Here is a 17,507-nt window from a genome sequence, read left to right on the forward strand (position 1 = left end):
TTCAGAAGCGTTTCAGGCACCGCCCTGCACGCTTGCCGCCATGAACACGACCAACACGACCACCCCAAGCCTCCGTGTCAGGCGTCTGACGGCGACCGGCGTGCTCGCCACCCTTGTGCTCGCCGGATGCGGGACCAGCCAGGCCGCCATGGCCCCGGGTCGGAACAGCTCCACGCCGAAGGCCCTCCCCGACATCTGCGCGGCCTCCACACAGCGAAACGGCATCGTGCACTGCACGAAACCGTTCCCGGGAACGAAGCCGATCCGACTGCCGGCCGACCCGTCCGGCACACAGCGCTACGGAGCCCTCAAGCGCCACGGAACGAAGTTCCACACCCGCGGCGGCGATCTGCCGCTCGCCGCCGCCGTCGCCAGGCAACTGACAGCGGACGTTGAGGACGGCCGTACCGCCTACGCGAACACGATCTACCTCGCGACGATCTCCAAAGGCACCGTCACCACGATCAAACCGGTCGCGGACATCGACGAGAACGCCGTCCTGCAGGCCGCCTTCGCGGGCCGGGCCATGGAGGGCACCATCGGTGTCCGCACCCGACAGGGTGACTACGCCTCCGACGCGACCCTCCCCGTCCGTATCGAACTCGCCAAGTCACCGGTCCACGGGGAACTGACCGGCAGGATCACCAACGCGACCAAGGCCGTTCGAAGCGCCAAGGGCTCGTGCCTCGCCCCTCTCAACCGCACCGAGGCGAATCCGCTTGTCGGAGGGTTCACCGCCAGGATCACGCTCGAGCGTTACCCGTCCATGCATGTGGCGTACGACGACGAACTCGTCCTCAGGTGGAAGAGCGGCGCGAGCAACATGGGCCACGCGTACTACCCGAGCATCGCGACCCTGCTCGGCGGAGACCCCCTCGGCCGGACCTGGCAGGCAGGGCTCCACGGCACACCGACGGCCGGCCCGGGCCTCGACCTCCGCCTCGTCAGCGGCGGCGGTGGAACCTGCTGACGACATGACCGGACAATCACCCCGCCCCTACGGCACCCCCACCGCACCCCGCGTGGCCGTCCGCGGCGAAGCCCACCTCGAAGTCGACCCCGACCTCGCCCGTATCGGCATCACCGTCGCCGCCCGCGGCACCGATCGAGGCGGCACCCTCAGCGACCTCACCCGCCGGAACACCGCCGCCCTCGACCTCGTCAGAAGCTACGGTGACGTCGTCGAACGCCTGGAGACCGGCACGCTGGCCATCACTCCTCAACTCACCGAACGCGGCCGCCGCGAACACGTCCGCGCCTACCACGGCCACGTCCGCACCACCGCCGAACTCACCGACTTCACCGCCCTCGGCGAACTCACCACCCGCCTCGCCGAACTCGACCTCACCGGCGTCGACGGTCCCTGGTGGACCCTGCGCCCCGACTCACCCGTCCACCGCGCGGCACACCGCACCGCCGTCCACGACGCCGTCCGCTGCGCCCGCGCATACGCCGAGGCGCTGGACGCCACACTTGTCGCCCTCCTCGAACTCTCGGACAGCGGCCTCAACGCCCCGGTGCCGGCCGATCACGGCTTGCACGGCGCTGTCAGCACCGAGGGCTTCGACGGAGCCGAACCGCCGGACGCCCTCCACCTGCAACCCGAACGACAGATCGTCACCGCCCACGTCGAAGCCCATTTCGTCATGACGCCACCACGACTGTGACCCAAGCCGCGGATCGTCGAAGCGGGACCAGAGGGCGGCGAAGACGATCGGGGCGGGTACCGCCCTGCCGGCCGGTGGAGAGCCCTCCAGGGCGGGCTGTCCGTGCGACCGGTCGGCGGCCTTGTCCAGCCACTCGGCGGGGGTGGACCCGACGGTTGCCGGATGGGCGCGGGGCGGACGGGCTCGCAGGCTGGAGGCATGACACACCGTGCGCGGCGCAAGGAGCCCGACACCCCCCTCCCCCCACCGGCCGACGAACCGGGGCATGACGTGGTCCCTCGCGGGGGCGACTTCCTGGAGTTCCTCGGCCTGGTGCTGGGGGCGGGCGCCCTCGTCCTGCTCGTCGTACGCCCTGAGATACCCGAAGCGTTGGTGCGTGCCCTCTCCTCGGGCACCGCCGGACTCGTCCGCTGAACCGCCACACGATCACGCCCGGCCCGCCGCAGCCTGTCGCGGCGCCGGACGGACCGCAGAAGGAAGGAAAGCTGTGAACACCGCATCCGCCCCGACGACGGATGAGACGTCCCTGTCTGCCCGGGAGACGGTCAGAGCGCTGTACACGTATGTCCGGCCGCACCGTTGGGCCGTCGCCCTCGGTCTGCTGTGCGCCCTGGTGGGCGCCGCCGGAGGGCTGTTGCAGCCGTTGGCCACCAAGGCGCTGGTGGACCGGCTGGCGTCAGGTGGGACCATCACCGGGATCCTGATCGCCCTCACCGTCCTGGTGGTGCTCGGCACCGCCGTGGAGGCGTTCGGCGCGTACGTGCTGGAGCGGACGGCGGAGTCGGTGGTGCTGGCCGCCCGGCGCACCGTGGTGGGGCGGCTGTTGCGGCTGCGGATCGCGGAGTGGGAGCGGATCCCGCCGGGCGATCTGATGTCCCGCGTCACCTCGGACACGACCCTGCTGCGGGCGGTCAGCACGCAGGCGGTCGTCTCCGCGGCCACGGGCGCGGTCGCCTTCGTCGCGGCGGTCGTGATGATGGCGTTCCTGGACGTCGTGCTGCTGGGCGTGACGCTCGGTGTGGTCGTGCTGGTCGGCGGGGCCACCCTGCTGGTGATGCCGAGGATCGCGCGGGCCACCGAACGTTCGCAGGAGGCGGTCGGGGAGATCTCCGTCGCGCTGGAGCGGGCCTTCGGGGCCTTCCGCACGGTGAAGGCGTCCGGTGCCGAGGCGCGGGAGACCGCCCGGGTGGACGCGGCGGCGCGGCGGGCGTGGCGGCACGGTGTGAAGAGCGCGAAGTGGGAGGCCGTGGCCGGCTCGGCCGACGAACTCGCCGTCCAGCTCGCGTTCCTGGCGGTGCTCGGGGTCGGCGGGGCGCGGGTGGCGTCCGGCGAGATTCCCGTCTCGACCCTCATCGCCTTCCTGCTCTACCTCTTCTACCTGATCGAGCCGGTCTCCAGGCTGGTCGAAGCCGTGTCCTCCTACCAGGAGGGGGCGGCAGCGATCTCCCGGATCACGCAGGTGGACCACCTGGCGACCGAGCCGGCCGACCGTGCACCGGTCAGCCTGCCCGAGCAGGGGGCGGCGGCGTCCGGTCCGGCGTCGGTCCGCTTCGAGGACGTGTCCTTCCGCTACCGCTCCGGCCTCCCGCATGTCCACCAGCAGGTGAGCTTCGAGGTTCCGGGCAGCGGGACGACGGCCTTCGTCGGTCCCTCCGGTGCGGGCAAGTCGACGGTGTTCGCGCTCATCGAACGGTTCCACGAGGCCACCGGCGGCCGGGTCCTCGTCGACGGCAAGGACGTCCGGGACTGGTCCCTGGCCGAACTGCGGTCCGCCATCGGGTACGTGGAGCAGGACGCCCCGGTGCTGGCAGGCACCCTGCGGGAGAACCTGGTCTTCGCGGCGCCCGGCGCGACGGACGACGACATCCGTGAAGTCCTGGACCGGACGAGGCTCGATGCCCTCGTCGAGCGCCTGCCCCACGGCCTCGACACCCCGGTCGGACACCGCGGTTCGAAGCTGTCGGGCGGCGAACGGCAGCGCGTCGCCATCGCTCGCGCCCTGCTGCGGCGGCCCCGGCTGCTGCTCCTGGACGAGGCGACCTCGCAGCTCGACGCCGTCAACGAGCTCGCGCTGCGGGACGTCATCACGGAGGTGGCCCGCGAGACCACCGTGCTGGTGGTGGCCCACCGTCTGTCGACGGTGACCGGCGCCGACCGGATCGTCGTCATGGACGCCGGACGGGTCCGCGCCGTCGGCACCCACGAGGAACTGGTGACCGAGGACCCGCTGTACGCACAACTGGCGGCCACTCAGCTCCTGGCCCCCGCCCGATGACCCCTCACACCGTGCTGCTGGTGGGCCGGGGCCTGTTCGCCTGGCGAGCTGACGTAGCGCAGTTCAGGGTGCCGTCGTCCGCTAGCGGCTGCGGATAACGCGTGCGTCTGTGCACCGCAAGCCGCAAGCCGCAGCATGTCAGTCCGTGTTGAGGGGAACCCTCAGCCGCACCCGGTAACCGCCCTGCGCAGTCGGTCCGGCGTCCAGCGTGCCGTGCAGGATGTCGGCCCGTTCCCGCAGACCGACCAAGCCCTGCTGCGAGCCGGGCAAGGAGAGGGAGGGGCGTGTAGGAGGGCTGTTGGTGACGGTCACCCCGATGCCGTCACCGTCCTGCCACAGCTCGACGCGTGCGTCGGCGCCGGGCGCGTGCTTGCGGACGTTGGTCAGGGCTTCCTGGACCGTGCGGTAGAGGGCGCGTTGGGCGGGTGTGCCCACGGTGGGCGGCAGTTCACCCGTCAGCTCCGTGTGAGTGCCGCTGGACGCCACCAGTTTGCGCAGGTCGGCCAGCGTGGGCTGCGGGGTGAGCTCGGTGGTCCTGCCGCCGGAGGCACGCAGCAGGGTGACCATGGTGCGCAGCTCGTCGAGGGTGGTGACGCTCAGCGAACGGATCGTGCGGGCAGCCTCCTTGGCATCCTCGTCCTTGGTGGCGACCTGCAACGCCCCGGCGCGTACGGCGATCAGGCTGACCTGGTGGGAGACCACGTCATGCATCTCGCGGGCCAGCTGGGCGCGTTCGCGGGCGAGCACGGCCTGGGCGTGCAGGGTGCGCTCGTGCTCCCTGGCCTCCTCGACCTCGACCAGCCGCCGCGCCAGGTCCCGTTGCGCCTGGAGGAGCTGCCCGAACAGGACCGGGGCGACGCTGGTCGCCAGGCAGTACACGAAGAAGACCAGGGTCATGGTCCGGTCCGCCGCGGCCAGGGGCCAGGGAGCGCTGCTCGCGACGGCGGCCAGGACGACGCACACCGCGAGAAGGCGGCGGTTGCGGGAGCGCTCGGCCAGCGTGAACAGCGCCGCGAGCACGGCCACGGCGATCTCCTGCATCAGCGCGATCGGCAGGGTGAGCAGGAACACGCCGAGCGGGAACCGGCGCCGGAACGCCAGCGCGACGCAGCCGACGGCGGCCAGCACCATCTCGAGGCGCGTCTCCCCCCACATGCTCACCACCCGTACGTCCACGGCCGCCGCCACCACCAGAACGATGTCGACGACCGGCGCGGGAACCCGCTGCCACACGGCACGTGCACGGCTCATCGGCCGGCCCCCGACCGGGTGTGCTCGTCGAGCAGCCCTGCCCGCTGCGCCAGCAGCGCGGCCTGCACCCGGCTCGCCACCCGCAGCTTGCCGAGGATCGCGCTGACGTGGTCCTTGACCGTGCCCGCCCCCAGATGGACGCGCGCCCCGATGTCCGCGTTCGACAGTCCCTCCGCCACCAGGACCAGGACGTCACGCTCCCGCGCGGTGAGCAGCCGGACCCGGGCCGCCTCCTCGTCGACCGCCGCCCCGGTGCCGGAGTGACTGTGCAGCAGCGTCCGTGAGGCCTTGGGCGACAGCACCACACCGCCGGCGACCAGGGTCCGCACGAGGTGGGCGAGCTGCTCCGGCTCGGTGTCCTTGAGCAGGAAACCGGCCGCGCCGGAGTGCAGCGCGGTGAGGATGTACTCGTCGGCGTCGAACGTCGTCAGCATCGCCACCACCGGCGGATCCGGCATCGTCCGCAGCTCGCGCAGCACGGTGAGTCCGTCGACGTCCGGCATCCGGATGTCCAGCAGCACGACGTCCGGCCGCTCCCGTCGGACGGTCTCCACCGCGTGGCCGCCGCCCGCGGTCGCGACGACCTCGATGTCCTCGGACGCGCCCAGAATGAGTTCGAAGCCCGAGCGCACCAGTGCCTCGTCGTCGACCACCACTACCCGGATCACGCGCTCCGCCTCACCTTCGTTCATCCGTCCGGCCCCTGCCGAATCGACCATAAAGCCACGCAGAGCTCCTGCGGCCCGGCGGGTGGCAGCTCCAGCCACACGGCGGGGTAGCTCCCACCAGTCGGCAGGGACACGGCAGCCTTCTGCCGGATAGTCCATGATCGGCCCGATCTCCAGCCTGGGTCTCATGACTCCTGACCCGGACTCCACGCTGCTCACGTCCGATCCCGCGTCCCCTGAGAGCGGGCGTGGCGAGCCCTCGACCGGTACGCCCGGGGTGGGCAGGCTGATCGGGTTGGACCTGGCCCGCGGCCTGGCCGTCTTCGGCATGTACGCGGTCCATGTGGGCCCTGCCCCGAGCCAGGGCGGGGTCATCGGCTTCCTGATGGAGCTGGCGCAGGGCCGCTCCTCCGCCCTGTTCGCCGTCCTGGCCGGATTCGCGGTCGCCCTCATCACCGGCCGCCGCACACCGAGGACCGGCCCGGCCGGACGGCAGGCCGTCGCCAAGGTGATCATCAGGGCCGTGATCCTGGTGGCCCTGGGTACGGCCCTGACCCTGACCGGCACCCCGGTGGTGCCGATCCTCGCCTTCTACGGGCTGTTCTTCCTGCTCGTGCTGCCGCTGTACCGGCTGGGCGCCAAGCCCCTGGCACTGATCGCCGTGGGGTGGGCCCTGGTGGGTCCGCAGCTGCTGTACGCGCTGAAGCCGGTGTTCGGCGGCCGCGTGTTCCTCTCCTACGGCCAGGCCGACGGCCCCGTCTCACTGTTCTTCACCGGCGGTTATCCGGCCCTGACCTGGGTCCCGTTCGTGATCGCCGGTATGGCTGTCGCCCGCTGCGACCTGGCTGCCACGGCCGTTCGGATACGCCTTGCCCTCACCGGCGCCGCCCTCGCCGTCACCGGCTACGGCGGCTCCTGGCTGGCGGTGCGTCTCGTGCCCGGTGCCGCCGAAGCCGTCCGGAAGGCCGAAGAGAGGGCGGGCATGTCGTCCGGGTCATCCGTGCCGTCCGTGTCGCCCGACAGCATCGGCATCTTCGGCGACACCCCTGCCGGGATGCTGGCCTCAGCCCCGCACAGCGAAGCGACCCTGTCCATCGTGGCCGCCACGGGTGTGGCGATCCTGGTGATCACCGCATGCCTGGCCGCCATGGACGCCTTCCCACGGCTGCGCCGCCTGGCCAAGCCCGTCATCGCGGTCGGTTCGATGTCACTGACCGCGTACGTCTACCACATCGTGGCCATCTGGCTCCTGGACACCGAGGCCCTGGCCGTTCCGCCGTTGTACGTCCTGCTCGGCTTCATCGCGTCCATCACCCTCCTCGCCACCCTCTGGTCCCGCTTCTTCGAGCGGGGGCCACTCGAATGGCTGATGGGCAGAGCGACCGGGATCGCCCGACGCATCCGGTAGCACGCATCAGCAGAAGCGCGCCCGGGTCCGTCGGGGCCCCGCTGACTCATCAACCACTCGAACCACCCGCGAAAGGGAGGAACTCCATGAGAAAGTGCTGGTCTCTGCCCTTGGTCACGCTTGTCGCCGCCGCGGTCGCGGTGGCAGCGGCGGATGTGGCACCCGCCTACGACACGCCTTTGCGGGTCATGCCCTTGGGCGACTCGATCACGTGGGGTGTGGGCAGCAGTACGGGCAACGGCTACCGGGGACCGTTGTGGAGCGAGCTCGCTGCGGACGGCCATCCGCTGGACTTCGTGGGCTCGGGGCGGAACGGTTCGATGGCCGACCCCGGCAACGAAGGCCATTCCGGTTATCGCATCGACCAGATCGCCGCACTCGCCGACGCCTCGCTGACGCGCTACCGGCCCGACGTCGTGACACTGCACATCGGTACCAACGACCTCCGCCGGGCCTCCGAGGTCGACACCGCCGTCACCCGGCTGAGGTCGCTGGTCCACCGGATCACCGCCCGCGTCCCCGACGCAACCGTGCTCGTCGCTTCCCTGATCGTGTCCACCAGCAGCACGGAGGAGCAGTGGCGGGGCGCGTACCACCAGGCAGTCCGCCAAGTCGTCAGCGACGCGCAGGGCGCAGGCAAGCGCGTCGCCTACGTCGACATGAGCGGCTTGACCACGGCCGACCTGGCTGACCCACTGCATCCCGACGACTCGGGCTATCAGAAGATGGCAGACGCCTTCCACCGCGGCGTCCAAGCCGCGGGCAGAGCCGGTTGGCTGAAGAACCCTGCCCGCGTGCCCGCAGCTTGGACCGCCATGAGCCCGGTTGAGACGCCGTCCGCCCTCAGCGGACGCGGTTCGCCAGTTTGGTCGTGCTGTTGAGGAGGTACTCCAGTGGACCCCGGCGGAAGAATCGGGACCAGATCACGGCGAACACGATCGCCCCCAGGATGTAGATCAGCACGGGTACCCAGGACGTCGTGGTGCCGGCGCCGGAAGCGGGCCACGCGGACTGTGCGAGGAAGTGGCCGACGTAGGCCGTCAGGGACATGGTGCCCACGGCGATGACCGGTTGCGCCAGACATCGCACGCGCGGCAGGCGGTCCATCGCCGCCATCGATCCCACGATCACGAGGATCGCAGCACCCACGCAGCCGAGAGTGTCGAAGGTGGTACCGGTGTGCGCCACGGCCCCCAGCAGGTCGGAGGCCGACAGCTCGGGCCCGCCGGACCCATCGCCCATGGACCCCGGCCCGGAGCCGCTCCCCATGGGCTTCGGCCCGGAGCCGCTGGACGGCCCACCGCCTCCTCCCAGGCTCCACACCGCGTCCGTGCCCGCCAGCAGCATGGACAGGCCGTAGGCGCCCACGACGAGGCCGGCACCGAGCGCGGCCAGCCGCCGCTGAACGGCGACGGCGGACAGATCGAGGCGGGCCAGCGCCATGCCTGCGACCACGAAGGTCATCCAGGTGATGGTCGGATACAGGCCCGTGAGCAGCAGATCGAGTACGCCCACGGTGCTGAGTCGCTCCAGCGGGTCGTAGGCGTTGATGCTCTGCTGGACGGAGTCGCTGAGCCACATCTTCAGGACGAACGCCAGCTGCGGCATGACGATCGCGATCCCGGCCGCGACGAGCGCCAGCGTCCTGGCGCTCAGCCGCACCAGGAGCAGCGCGAGGAGGAAGTAGACGCCGTAATAGGCGAGGATGATGATGTCCCCGTACTCCATGGCCAATACGGTGCCCAGCGCCAGCAGGATCACGGCACGGATCGCGATCCTGGCTTTCGCCCGGCGGCCCGCCAGGCCGGTCTTCGGCTCGCGGCGGCCGGCGATCAGCATCAGCGAGAACCCGGCGAGGGTGGCGAACAGGGCCGACGAGCGTCCCTCGGCCAGGAAGTACACCCAGCTGCCGACGCTGCCCGAGGCCGACGTCATCGGAGCGATGTGCACGATGTACATGCCGAACACCGCCAGCGCACGGGCCAGATCCACCCCGACCAGGCGCCCCAGGGAGGGTCCGGAGATCTGACCGACGGACTCGGACGAGGCGCGCGGCCGTGGAGGCGAGGGCTCCTGCGCGGCTGTTTCCTCTGGCGGTGGCTTTATCTGTGTCATACGCAGGATCCTTCGGTGCCTGCACGAGGCAGACCACCCGACAGGCTGCGGTGACGCCCCCGCCGACCGGCAGGCACCACCCCGCCGACCGGCGGAACAGCACAGCCCGGTCAGGCGGCGGGCCCGTACTGTCAACCGTCCCGCTCCGTGCAGGCGTTGTCCACCGCACCCGCAACGCGTCTGCCCCGCATCCGCCGAGGCGGCTCACTCGTCAGATGTCCGTGCCCGGCGGGGCGCCTGGGCCGGCTTCGCGGCCTCGGCCTCCGCCTTGGCGTCGCTGACCGCCGCGGCGGCCTGCTTCCCGGCCTCGTCCGCCGCGGCAGCGGCGTCGAGGGCCACCAGGGAGCCCGCCTCCAGCTGTGGGGCCCCGATGCCGCCCGGGGTGTCGTGATCATCGGCAGGTGCCGCTCTCTCCGGCTGCCCGGGGGTCGGTGTGACCGTCGTCGACTCGTCACCGAAGGCTCGGGTGACGGTGCGGACCGCTTCGGTCAGCTCCCCCGGGATCACCCAGAACGTGTTGTTGTCGCTGTTCGCCAGGTGCGGAAGCGTCTCCAGGTACTTGTAGGCCAGCACCTTCGGGTCGGCGTTGTTGCGATGGACGGCCTGGAAGACGAGCTCCACCGCCTTGGCCTCACCGTCCGCCCGAAGGATCATGGCCTGCTGCGCGCCCTGTGCCTCCAGGATGTCCTTCTGCTTGGTGCCTTCCGCGGTGAGGATCTTGGCCTGACGCTCCCCCTCGGCATGCAGGATGGCCGCCCGCTTGTCACGCTCGGCCCGCATCTGCTTCTCCATCGCCTCCTTGATGGTGGCCGGCGGATCGATGGCCTTGATCTCGACGCGGTTGACCCGGATCCCCCACTTGCCGGTGGCGTCGTCGAGGACGGCACGGAGCCGGGAGTTGATCTCCTCACGCGAGGTGAGCGTCTCCTCCAGGTCCATGCTGCCGATGACATTGCGCAGCGTGGTCACGGTGAGCTGATCGATCGCCTGGAGGTAGTCGGCGACCTCGTAGGCCGCGGCCCGCGGATCGGTGATCTGGTAGTAGAGCACCGTGTCGATGTTCACCACGAGGTTGTCCTCGGTGATCACCGGCCTGGGGTCGGACGAATAGACCTGCTCGCGCACGTCGAGCTTGGTGTTGATGCGGTCCGCCACCGGCACGACCATGTTCAGTCCGGGTTGGAGCGTCCGCCGGTACCGGCCGAACCGCTCGACGTTGTAGCGGCGCGCCTGCGGGACGATCCGCACGCTGGAGGCCACGAGGAAGACGACGACGATGGCCGCGACGAGGAGGGGGATGACGACGGGATCCACTGTGCCTCCGTTGCTGTGTGTTCAGCCGCTCACGGAAGGAGTTCGCGGGGGTAGACGATGGCCGTGGCCCCTTCGATCTCCATGACGTCCACCAATGCCCCCACCGGGATGACGAGGCTCTCGTCGAGGGCGCGGGCGGACCATTCCTCGCCGGAGAGCCTGATCAGCCCACGGGTCGCGGTGACCTCCTGCATCACCTCCGCCCGCCTGCCGATCAGCGCGTCGGTGCCGTCGCGCACGAGCGGCTGCTGTGCCATGTGCCGCAGCACGACAGGACGCATGATCAGGAGACCCGCCGCCGAGGCCGCCGCGAGGGCCACGAGCTGACCGAGAAGGCCGATGCCCACGCCGGCGACCACGGCGGCGACCACCGCGGCGCCCGCAAGCAGCCCGAAGACCAGGGTCAGGGTGAAGAACTCCGCGGCACCCAGCGCCGCGGCGGCGATCAGCCAGAACAACCACGGCATCGAATCGCCCTCCTCAAGGGGCTTTCTCCACCAAGCTACCTTCCGGAACGCCGGACAGACAGACACGGCAACCGTGGTTTCTGCGCGGTGGAGGGGCGTGCCCTGATCGGAGAAGGTGACGGCCCAGGCGGCTTGATCGAGGGCGGCGCAGGCCCGCGCGTCGGCGTCGCCGCGTACGAGCCGGTGACCAGCCGTGGCGCGGGCGCGGCGCCGCTCCTCCACGGCCCCGGCGCTAGTCTGATCGCTGGGACGGGGTGGCAGTGAGGCCGCCGAACCCGTCGCCACGAACCGGGCGGGCAAGGTCCGCCCCGGGCGGTCTGCTCCTTCTCCCGCTTGACGACGCCGTGCCCGGGCGCGGCGATGAGGGCCGAGTGGCGCCCGGTGGCATCTGCGATGTCGCTGGGGCAGTCGTCAAGACGATCGGTTGACGATCGGTTCGCGCCCACCAGCAGAGTGGCAGCGGGGCGCGGCCCGTTGATCGCTGCGGGCAGTATGTCGGCGGTGATACCGGTGCATCCGGCTTCGTCGATCAGCCAGGTCCGGATGTGTTCCGGGAGCGCCCGGCACCCAGCGGCGCAGCGGGGCTTTGGGTTGCCCGGTGTCTTCGCCGGGACTTCGGCGGCCCACACATCGGGCTGGGCGGGTGTCCCGCTCAGGTGGTGGGCGAGAATCGCGAACACGAGCCGCCGGCCCGGCTTCTGGGCGGCAGCCGCCGCGGGCAGCAACTCGCGCGGGTCGGTGAATCCGCAAAATGATCCTGCTCCTGCAGCCGGCAGGCTCGGGGAATCAGTCGCGGTCGAGTCGCGGCAGCGACGCACAAAGGTGCTCGGGCAGTTCCGGCTGGACTCGGTGGATCCCGGCGCACCCCGCATCGCCGCTCGTGGCGACCGGCCGCCAGCCCGAGGACGCGGCCCGGTAGAACCAGCGCTGGGAGACACCGGAGGAGGAGCATCCGTCGCCGGCGTCACCGCAGGCCGCCCCCATCCGGGTCGACAGGTCCAGCACCAGCCACGTGCCGTCACAGCCGCGTTCCTCCCAGCTCGTGTGCTCGGGGATGTCCGTGTCGTTGACCGCCTGCTGGTACGAGGACGAGGTGCAGCGCGGCGGCGTGGGGTCACAGCCGTTCTCACCGCACCGCCGCAGGGCGGGCGGCGTGGCACCGACGGGGGTGTACACGTCCATGCTGTTCACCATGACCTTGCGGGAGCCCAGGGGCTCGCTCAGCTTCACCGTCGCTTTGACTCGCTGCGTGTCGGTGCAGCCCGAAGCCTGGTCCTGGGAACGGGTCTCGTACGTGACCTTCACGTATACCGTGCCGTGCTCGACGGTATCGAGCTCACCGCGCAGGCTGCGCACGCAGTCGCGTGCCCCGTCGGGCACTTCGGCATCGACCACCAGAGACCGGCCGCCGTCGGCGGTACGGACGCCGTCGATGCGAATCGGAGCGGAGAGCGTCCAGACGGAGGCCGTGCCCGAGCCTGTCGCCGCCTCCTCGGTCTCGGCGGTCTCGGCGGTCTGGGAACCGCAGCCGACGAGGACCACCATGGCCGCGCCGAGCACGGCCGTCCATATCCCCCGCTGCCCCATGCCACACCCCCCACAACCCACCGCAGAACCGCAGCCTAACGTGCCCGCGGGTGTCGCTCACGTTGGCGGCTCGGCAGCTCTGGGACCTGTTCCGCCGTCACCCCGTGGTTCGCACCAGCTCTGTCGGTGAAACGCCCGCAGATGATCACTTCGGCGCTCCTGTGCAGCGAATGGACGCTTGCCACCCTGGGCGAGGGTGCGCACGAGCTGGTTGATGCCGCCCTTGCCGGCCGCGTAGGGGGCCAGGGTCGGGATGCCGACCGCACCGGCGAGGGAGGACGCCGGAAGTGCCCGGTTGCAGCCCCGTGATGCGGCCGGGTGCGTAGAGGCTGTAAGAGATCCGGCCCGGCCGTACATCTCCCCAGTGACGGCCACTGATGGACGGAACATGGAGATCCTGTGAGACGACGACGAACGACCGCTGGGGAGTTCGGTGACCCGGCCGGACACCGGGCCCTGGAAGCCCTGTATACGGCCCATGCCGATCGGGTCCTGGCGTATCTGCTGCACCGTACGGACCGCGAGACAGCTCAGGACATCCTCTCGGAGACCTTCGTGCTGGCCTGGCGCAAGTCCGGATCCGTACCCGACGATGCCCTGCCGTGGCTGCTCGCCTCGGCACGGCGGCTGCTCGCCAACCGTGTGCGGTCCGACCAGCGGCACCACGCGTTGACCGCGCGCCTGGCGGTGATGGCCGACAGACCGGAGACCTCGGAGATCGCGGACACGATAGGGGCGCGTGCCGAGGTGGCCGCCGCGCTGTCGGCGCTGTCCGAGCAGGACCGGGAGGTACTCGTGCTGAGTGCCTGGTACGGCCTGACGGCCAGGCAGGCGGCCGTGGTCCTGGGCTGTACGGCCCCCACCTTCGCCGTGCGCCTGCACCGGGCACGCAAGCGGTTCAGGGCAGCGCTGCCCCCTCCGGTCCACGTACAGCAGACCCGAGGCGCTCTTCCCCAGTCCCACCTCACCCACAGGGAGTCAGCATGAAGCCGACCGTCACCCAGCACGGTCGGGGATCCGACCTCGCCGCCATCCGAGCCCTGCGGCCCTCCGACGACGACACCGACGGCTGGGCGGCATCCGCCGACGGCCGGGCCGTCCTGCGTGACATCCTGCGACGTACCGAGCAGCCGCACGGCACGGCCGGTGCAGGAAGGCGCCGGCACCTGTTCATGGTGGGTGCGGTCACGGCCGCCCTCCTGGGCGGTGCCACCACTGCTGCCGTAGCCACTCTCGGGCCCTGGAGCGAGGGCGGGCGCGATGTCGTCTGTGCGCGCACGCTGTCGCCCGAGGCGGACCTGAGCCAGCTGCCGATCAAGGACATGAAGGATTTCGACCCGCAGAACGCGGCACGTTCCTGCGCCGTGGCCTGGGACCGACTGTGGAACCAGTCCGCACCGGGCACCGCGCCCAAGTACCCCAAGCCGACCCGGTTCGCGGCCTGCTACCACCCCGACGCTCAGCCCGACGACGGCGAGTCCTCCGCCACCGACGGCCGCAAGAGACTCGGCGGGCCGGTGATCTATCCGGCGGACGGTTACCCGACGAAGAAGGCGGCCTGCGCGGCCATCGGCTCGAAGCCCGTGGTGGGCGGCTGAGGCCGACGGTTCGAGTCGGCTGACATGTGACGGCGGTCCGGGGCGCTCCGGGTGGTGCAGCCCGCGAGCCCACCGCTCGCCACCGTTCAGCCAGAGCGGCTCGGACGCCGTCACAGCCGACCTGGACCAACGGCCCCCGTAGCGGCGGCCAAGGGGCCTGGTGGGCGACACCACCGCGCCAAACCCGGCCGACTGTCAACCGCGGACGGGATCGGGCGGGCTGCTTACTGCGGTCCGCGGGACCCCCTCGTCCGTCTTCCTGTCGTCCTTGCCCAGCGCCGTTCGCGGTCCCGTCAGGAGGTAGGTGAGACCGAAGCCCGCGCCGACCACCGCCGCGCCGCCCGCCGCGTCGAGGACCCAGTGGTTGCCGGTCGCCACGATCGCCAGGACCGTGAAGAAGGGATGCAGCAGCCCCAGCACCTTCATCCACACCCTCGGCGCGACGATCGCGATGGTCAGCCCGCACCACAGTGACCAGCCGAAATGCAGGGACGGCATCGCGGCGTACTGGTTGGCCACCTCCGTCAGCCTGCCGTAGTCCGGGCGGGAGAAGTCCTGAACGCCGTGGATGGTGTCGATGATGCCCAGGCCGGGCATCAGCCGCGGCGGCGCCAGCGGATAGAAGAAGAACCCGACAAGCGCCAGCACCGTGGTGAAACCGATCGCGGTGCGGGCCCAGCGGTAGTCCGCCGGACGGCGCCAGTACAGGACGCCGAGGACCGTCAGCGGGACCACGAAATGGAACGAGGTGTAGTAGAAGTCGAAGAAGCCCCGCAGCCAGCCGATCCGGACGACCGTGTGGTTGAACCAGTGCTCCACGTCCAGGAACAGCACCCTCTCGACCGCGAGGATCTGCCCGGCGTGCTCCTCGGCGGCGGCCCGGCTGCCGGTCGCCTCCAGCCGCGTGCGCTGGTAGGCCGCATACGTGACCCGGATCAGCAGCAGCTCCAGCAGCAGGTTCGGACGGGTGGCCACCCGCCGCAGCAGCGGGGCCCAGCGAAGACGCGTCTGCGGCCTGGGGGCGTACCGGGTGGGAATCGGGGTGCGGTAGTGCTGCGAGGTGCGGGAGAGGAACGGCACCAGGAGTGCGGCGGCGAGTGCGGCCAGCAGGACGACGTTGTCCCGCAGGGGCTGCAGGACGGCCGCGTTCGGGACCATCATCTTCGCGGGCAGTGTCATCACCAGGACCACCGCGACGGGCCAGGCGTAGCGTGAGGACTGCTTCGTGCCGACCCGGCCGACCACGGTGAGCAGCACCCACAGCAGCTGGTGCTGCCAGGACGTCGGCGAGACCGCCACCACCACGCAGCCGGTGATCGCGACGGCGAGCAGCAACTGCCCGTCGCGGGCGTGGTGGACGGCCCGCCGCATGCCGACGACCGCCACGGCAGCGGCCAGCGCGAGGAAGAGGGCGATCTCCGCCGGGCCGGTGAGGCCGAAGCGGAGCAGGGCGCCGTGCAGGGACTGGTTGGCGAGGTCGTCGGCCCTGCCGCCGAGGCCGACACCGGCCAGATGGTGCACCCAGTAGGTGTACGAGTCGTGCGGCAGCGCCACCCAGGCCGGCGCCGTGGCGGCGGCGAACGTGATCCCGGTGCTCGCGGCGGCCCGCCGGCGGTCGGTGAACCACAACAGCACCACGAACAGCAGCACCGTCGGCTGGAACGCCGCGGCCAGCCCCACACAGACACCGCCCGCGCGCTCGCCCCGCACCAGGAAACAGCCCACGAGCACCAGCAGAACGGGCAGGACACTGGTCTGGCCCAGATACAGCGTGTTGCGCACCGGCAACGACAGCATCAACAAGGTGATCGCCACAGGAGCCGCCAACAGTGCCGTACGGCGCGTGGCGGGCCCGGGCAGGGCACGGGCCGCGACCAGACCGAGCGCGACCACCAGCAACAGCGTGCCGAAGGTCCAGCCCCAACCCAGAGCCTCTTCAGCCGTTCGAGTGAGGGGCTTGAGGACGAGTCCGCCGAACGGCGTGCCGGTGAACCGGGTCAGGTCCGTGAGCGCCTCACCCCTCGGTGTGCCCAGCGCGACGGCGACCTGTCGCACCGCCAGGACCGCGGCGACCAGCCACAGCACGGCTCGTGCTGCCCCCAACCGGTCCACCGCCGCACCCGTGCCGACGGCACCGCCCCGTCCGGTCTGTTCCGCGCTCACCACGCCCCGTCGTCCTTCCCGCCCTGTTCGCCGACCCGTCGTGACCCCGCCAACTGCTGATACGCCTGCCGCTCAGCATCTGTCCCAGTTGCGCATCAGGCCCACCTGCTGCGCGGTCAGGAAGACGTCGGACCGATTGTCCATGCCGCTCGCGATGCGCTGGGCGATGGGGCTCAGCCGTGAGGCCTCGGTGATGGCGATGAGGTACCGCAGCACGCCGCGTGCCTGAGCAGTGCGGTCGATGCCGCGGAAGCTGAGATCCCCGAGGCTGTTCTCGAGGCTGGACCGGCTCAGATCGACGGAGGTCAGCGGCTGGTTCGCGACGCGGGCGAGGGTGTCGTAGTCCTCCTTGCCCAGGAACCAGTCGTCATCGGTGGTGTCGTCCCTGTGGGCGACGTCGGAGGCGAGGTTCAGAACGATGCCGGGTGGGGTGTCGGAGTAGAACCGCACGACGCAGAAGTCGCTGAGCCGTACGACCGCATGCACCGCTGGGGTGTCGTTGTCACAGCTGATCACGATGCCGGCGAAGCCCCAGGGCTCCGTGTCGTCGGGGATGCCGGTATTGACCCCGGTGTCGGCGTCGGGTGTGACGCGGCCCTGTGCGGAGTTCTCCGCGAGGTTCCGCAGGTGGTCCAGCATGGCCAGATAGGCGCCCGAACCCCGGTCGAGGTCCCAGTGGACCTGTGGGAAGTCAGCGTTTCTCTGGCCGTCGGCGGTCTCGGCCGTCTCGGCCGTCTCGGCCGTCTTCCTACGATCCGCTGTCGTCGGTGCGGATGCGTCGGCGCCCCCGAGCGGAAGAAAGATCACCAGAATCCCGAGAAGGACGGAGAGGGCGACCATGATGAGGACGCTGGTGGGCATGGGGTGCTCCGGTGGTTCGACGTGCAGCGATCTTGCTCACGCTCACAGCCGGAAGGTTGTTTGGCAGGCCCCCTCTGCCGCCTCATACAACTCCGGAGCCTCGAATTCTGCGTTATTCATACCGATATCCGCC

Annotated in this window: 15 protein-coding genes and 1 pseudogene; 8 read left to right on the forward strand and 8 right to left on the reverse strand. The window is 70.7% G+C overall.

Going from position 1 to position 17,507, the window contains the following annotated elements; translation table 11 throughout:
• Positions 1 to 40: 40 nt before the first annotated feature.
• The 4 genes from SCAB_RS01235 (at position 41) to SCAB_RS01250 (ending at position 3,942) form a co-directional block, all read left to right on the forward strand.
• The gene (locus SCAB_RS01235; RefSeq protein WP_148274170.1) at positions 41 to 970 is read left to right on the forward strand and encodes a hypothetical protein; all 930 of its coding nucleotides are present in this window, start codon (positions 41 to 43) and stop codon (positions 968 to 970) included.
• Positions 971 to 974: 4 nt separating this feature from the next.
• The gene (locus SCAB_RS01240; RefSeq protein ID WP_037723574.1) at positions 975 to 1,667 is read left to right on the forward strand and encodes an SIMPL domain-containing protein; all 693 of its coding nucleotides are present in this window, start codon (positions 975 to 977) and stop codon (positions 1,665 to 1,667) included.
• 198 nt (positions 1,668 to 1,865) lie between these two features.
• Complete coding sequence (locus SCAB_RS01245; RefSeq protein ID WP_037723572.1) at positions 1,866 to 2,081, forward strand: hypothetical protein; 216 nt, start codon at positions 1,866 to 1,868, stop codon at positions 2,079 to 2,081.
• A 73-nt stretch (positions 2,082 to 2,154) separates the two neighbouring features.
• On the forward strand, positions 2,155 to 3,942 hold the full coding sequence (locus SCAB_RS01250; protein ID WP_012998226.1) for an ABC transporter ATP-binding protein: 1,788 nt from the start codon (positions 2,155 to 2,157) through the stop codon (positions 3,940 to 3,942).
• A 138-nt stretch (positions 3,943 to 4,080) separates the two neighbouring features.
• Here SCAB_RS01250 and SCAB_RS01255 read toward each other — a convergent pair whose 3' ends face one another.
• Entirely contained in the window at positions 4,081 to 5,193 is a 1,113-nt protein-coding gene (locus tag SCAB_RS01255) for a sensor histidine kinase (RefSeq protein ID WP_037723570.1), read from the reverse strand.
• A complete protein-coding gene (locus tag SCAB_RS01260) occupies positions 5,190 to 5,885 on the reverse strand; it encodes a response regulator (RefSeq protein WP_037723657.1) in 696 nt (231 codons plus the stop codon). Before SCAB_RS01260 ends, SCAB_RS01255 begins: the two co-directional genes overlap by 4 nt.
• A gap of 163 nt (positions 5,886 to 6,048) precedes the next feature.
• Here SCAB_RS01260 and SCAB_RS01265 point away from each other — a divergent pair, with 163 nt between their 5' ends.
• Positions 6,049 to 7,269 (forward strand): DUF418 domain-containing protein, encoded by a 1,221-nt coding sequence (locus tag SCAB_RS01265; protein WP_037723656.1) that lies wholly within the window; start codon positions 6,049 to 6,051, stop codon positions 7,267 to 7,269.
• A gap of 86 nt (positions 7,270 to 7,355) precedes the next feature.
• Positions 7,356 to 8,144 (forward strand): annotated as a pseudogene (locus SCAB_RS01270) (SGNH/GDSL hydrolase family protein); the annotation flags it as partial.
• Here the strand turns inward: SCAB_RS01270 and SCAB_RS01275 are convergent.
• The 4 genes from SCAB_RS01275 to SCAB_RS01290 form a co-directional block, all read right to left on the reverse strand.
• Entirely contained in the window at positions 8,113 to 9,384 is a 1,272-nt protein-coding gene (locus SCAB_RS01275; protein ID WP_012998231.1) for a DUF418 domain-containing protein, read from the reverse strand. The pseudogene SCAB_RS01270 and the gene SCAB_RS01275 sit on opposite strands and share 32 nt — an antisense overlap.
• A gap of 204 nt (positions 9,385 to 9,588) precedes the next feature.
• Positions 9,589 to 10,698 (reverse strand): SPFH domain-containing protein, encoded by a 1,110-nt coding sequence (locus SCAB_RS01280; RefSeq protein ID WP_012998232.1) that lies wholly within the window; start codon positions 10,696 to 10,698, stop codon positions 9,589 to 9,591.
• 29 nt (positions 10,699 to 10,727) lie between these two features.
• Positions 10,728 to 11,165 (reverse strand): NfeD family protein, encoded by a 438-nt coding sequence (locus SCAB_RS01285; protein WP_037723568.1) that lies wholly within the window; start codon positions 11,163 to 11,165, stop codon positions 10,728 to 10,730.
• A 786-nt stretch (positions 11,166 to 11,951) separates the two neighbouring features.
• Positions 11,952 to 12,752 (reverse strand): hypothetical protein, encoded by an 801-nt coding sequence (locus SCAB_RS01290; protein WP_037723566.1) that lies wholly within the window; start codon positions 12,750 to 12,752, stop codon positions 11,952 to 11,954.
• A 399-nt stretch (positions 12,753 to 13,151) separates the two neighbouring features.
• Here SCAB_RS01290 and SCAB_RS01295 point away from each other — a divergent pair, with 399 nt between their 5' ends.
• Both SCAB_RS01295 and SCAB_RS01300 read left to right on the forward strand, forming a co-directional pair.
• Positions 13,152 to 13,739, forward strand: coding sequence for an RNA polymerase sigma factor (locus SCAB_RS01295; protein ID WP_012998235.1), 588 nt, complete (start codon positions 13,152 to 13,154; stop codon positions 13,737 to 13,739).
• Positions 13,736 to 14,350, forward strand: a complete 615-nt coding sequence (locus SCAB_RS01300) for a hypothetical protein (RefSeq protein ID WP_012998236.1) — start codon at positions 13,736 to 13,738, stop codon at positions 14,348 to 14,350. Before SCAB_RS01295 ends, SCAB_RS01300 begins: the two co-directional genes overlap by 4 nt.
• A 195-nt stretch (positions 14,351 to 14,545) precedes the next feature.
• Here SCAB_RS01300 and SCAB_RS01305 read toward each other — a convergent pair whose 3' ends face one another.
• Both SCAB_RS01305 and SCAB_RS01310 read right to left on the reverse strand, forming a co-directional pair.
• Positions 14,546 to 16,516, reverse strand: coding sequence for a bifunctional glycosyltransferase 87/phosphatase PAP2 family protein (locus SCAB_RS01305; RefSeq protein WP_012998237.1), 1,971 nt, complete (start codon positions 16,514 to 16,516; stop codon positions 14,546 to 14,548).
• 69 nt (positions 16,517 to 16,585) lie between these two features.
• Positions 16,586 to 17,374: a ribosome-inactivating family protein gene (locus tag SCAB_RS01310; RefSeq protein WP_012998238.1), complete on the reverse strand. Its 789-nt coding sequence runs from the start codon at positions 17,372 to 17,374 to the stop codon at positions 16,586 to 16,588.
• Between the last annotated feature and the right edge of the window lie 133 nt (positions 17,375 to 17,507).

The sequence above is a fragment of the Streptomyces scabiei 87.22 genome (assembly GCF_000091305.1).
Classification (GTDB): Bacteria; Actinomycetota; Actinomycetes; order Streptomycetales; family Streptomycetaceae; genus Streptomyces; species Streptomyces scabiei.

Coding starts and splice junctions, on each gene's coding strand:
- SCAB_RS01235 (WP_148274170.1), top strand. CDS start 41: ATGAACACGACCAACACGACCACCCCAAGCCTCCGTGTCAGGCGTCTG.
- SCAB_RS01240 (WP_037723574.1), top strand. CDS start 975: ATGACCGGACAATCACCCCGCCCCTACGGCACCCCCACCGCACCCCGC.
- SCAB_RS01245 (WP_037723572.1), top strand. CDS start 1,866: ATGACACACCGTGCGCGGCGCAAGGAGCCCGACACCCCCCTCCCCCCA.
- SCAB_RS01255 (WP_037723570.1), bottom strand. CDS start 5,193: ATGAGCCGTGCACGTGCCGTGTGGCAGCGGGTTCCCGCGCCGGTCGTC.
- SCAB_RS01260 (WP_037723657.1), bottom strand. CDS start 5,885: ATGAACGAAGGTGAGGCGGAGCGCGTGATCCGGGTAGTGGTGGTCGAC.
- SCAB_RS01265 (WP_037723656.1), top strand. CDS start 6,049: ATGACTCCTGACCCGGACTCCACGCTGCTCACGTCCGATCCCGCGTCC.
- SCAB_RS01275 (WP_012998231.1), bottom strand. CDS start 9,384: ATGACACAGATAAAGCCACCGCCAGAGGAAACAGCCGCGCAGGAGCCC.
- SCAB_RS01285 (WP_037723568.1), bottom strand. CDS start 11,165: ATGCCGTGGTTGTTCTGGCTGATCGCCGCCGCGGCGCTGGGTGCCGCG.
- SCAB_RS01290 (WP_037723566.1), bottom strand. CDS start 12,752: ATGGGGCAGCGGGGGATATGGACGGCCGTGCTCGGCGCGGCCATGGTG.
- SCAB_RS01300 (WP_012998236.1), top strand. CDS start 13,736: ATGAAGCCGACCGTCACCCAGCACGGTCGGGGATCCGACCTCGCCGCC.
- SCAB_RS01310 (WP_012998238.1), bottom strand. CDS start 17,374: ATGCCCACCAGCGTCCTCATCATGGTCGCCCTCTCCGTCCTTCTCGGG.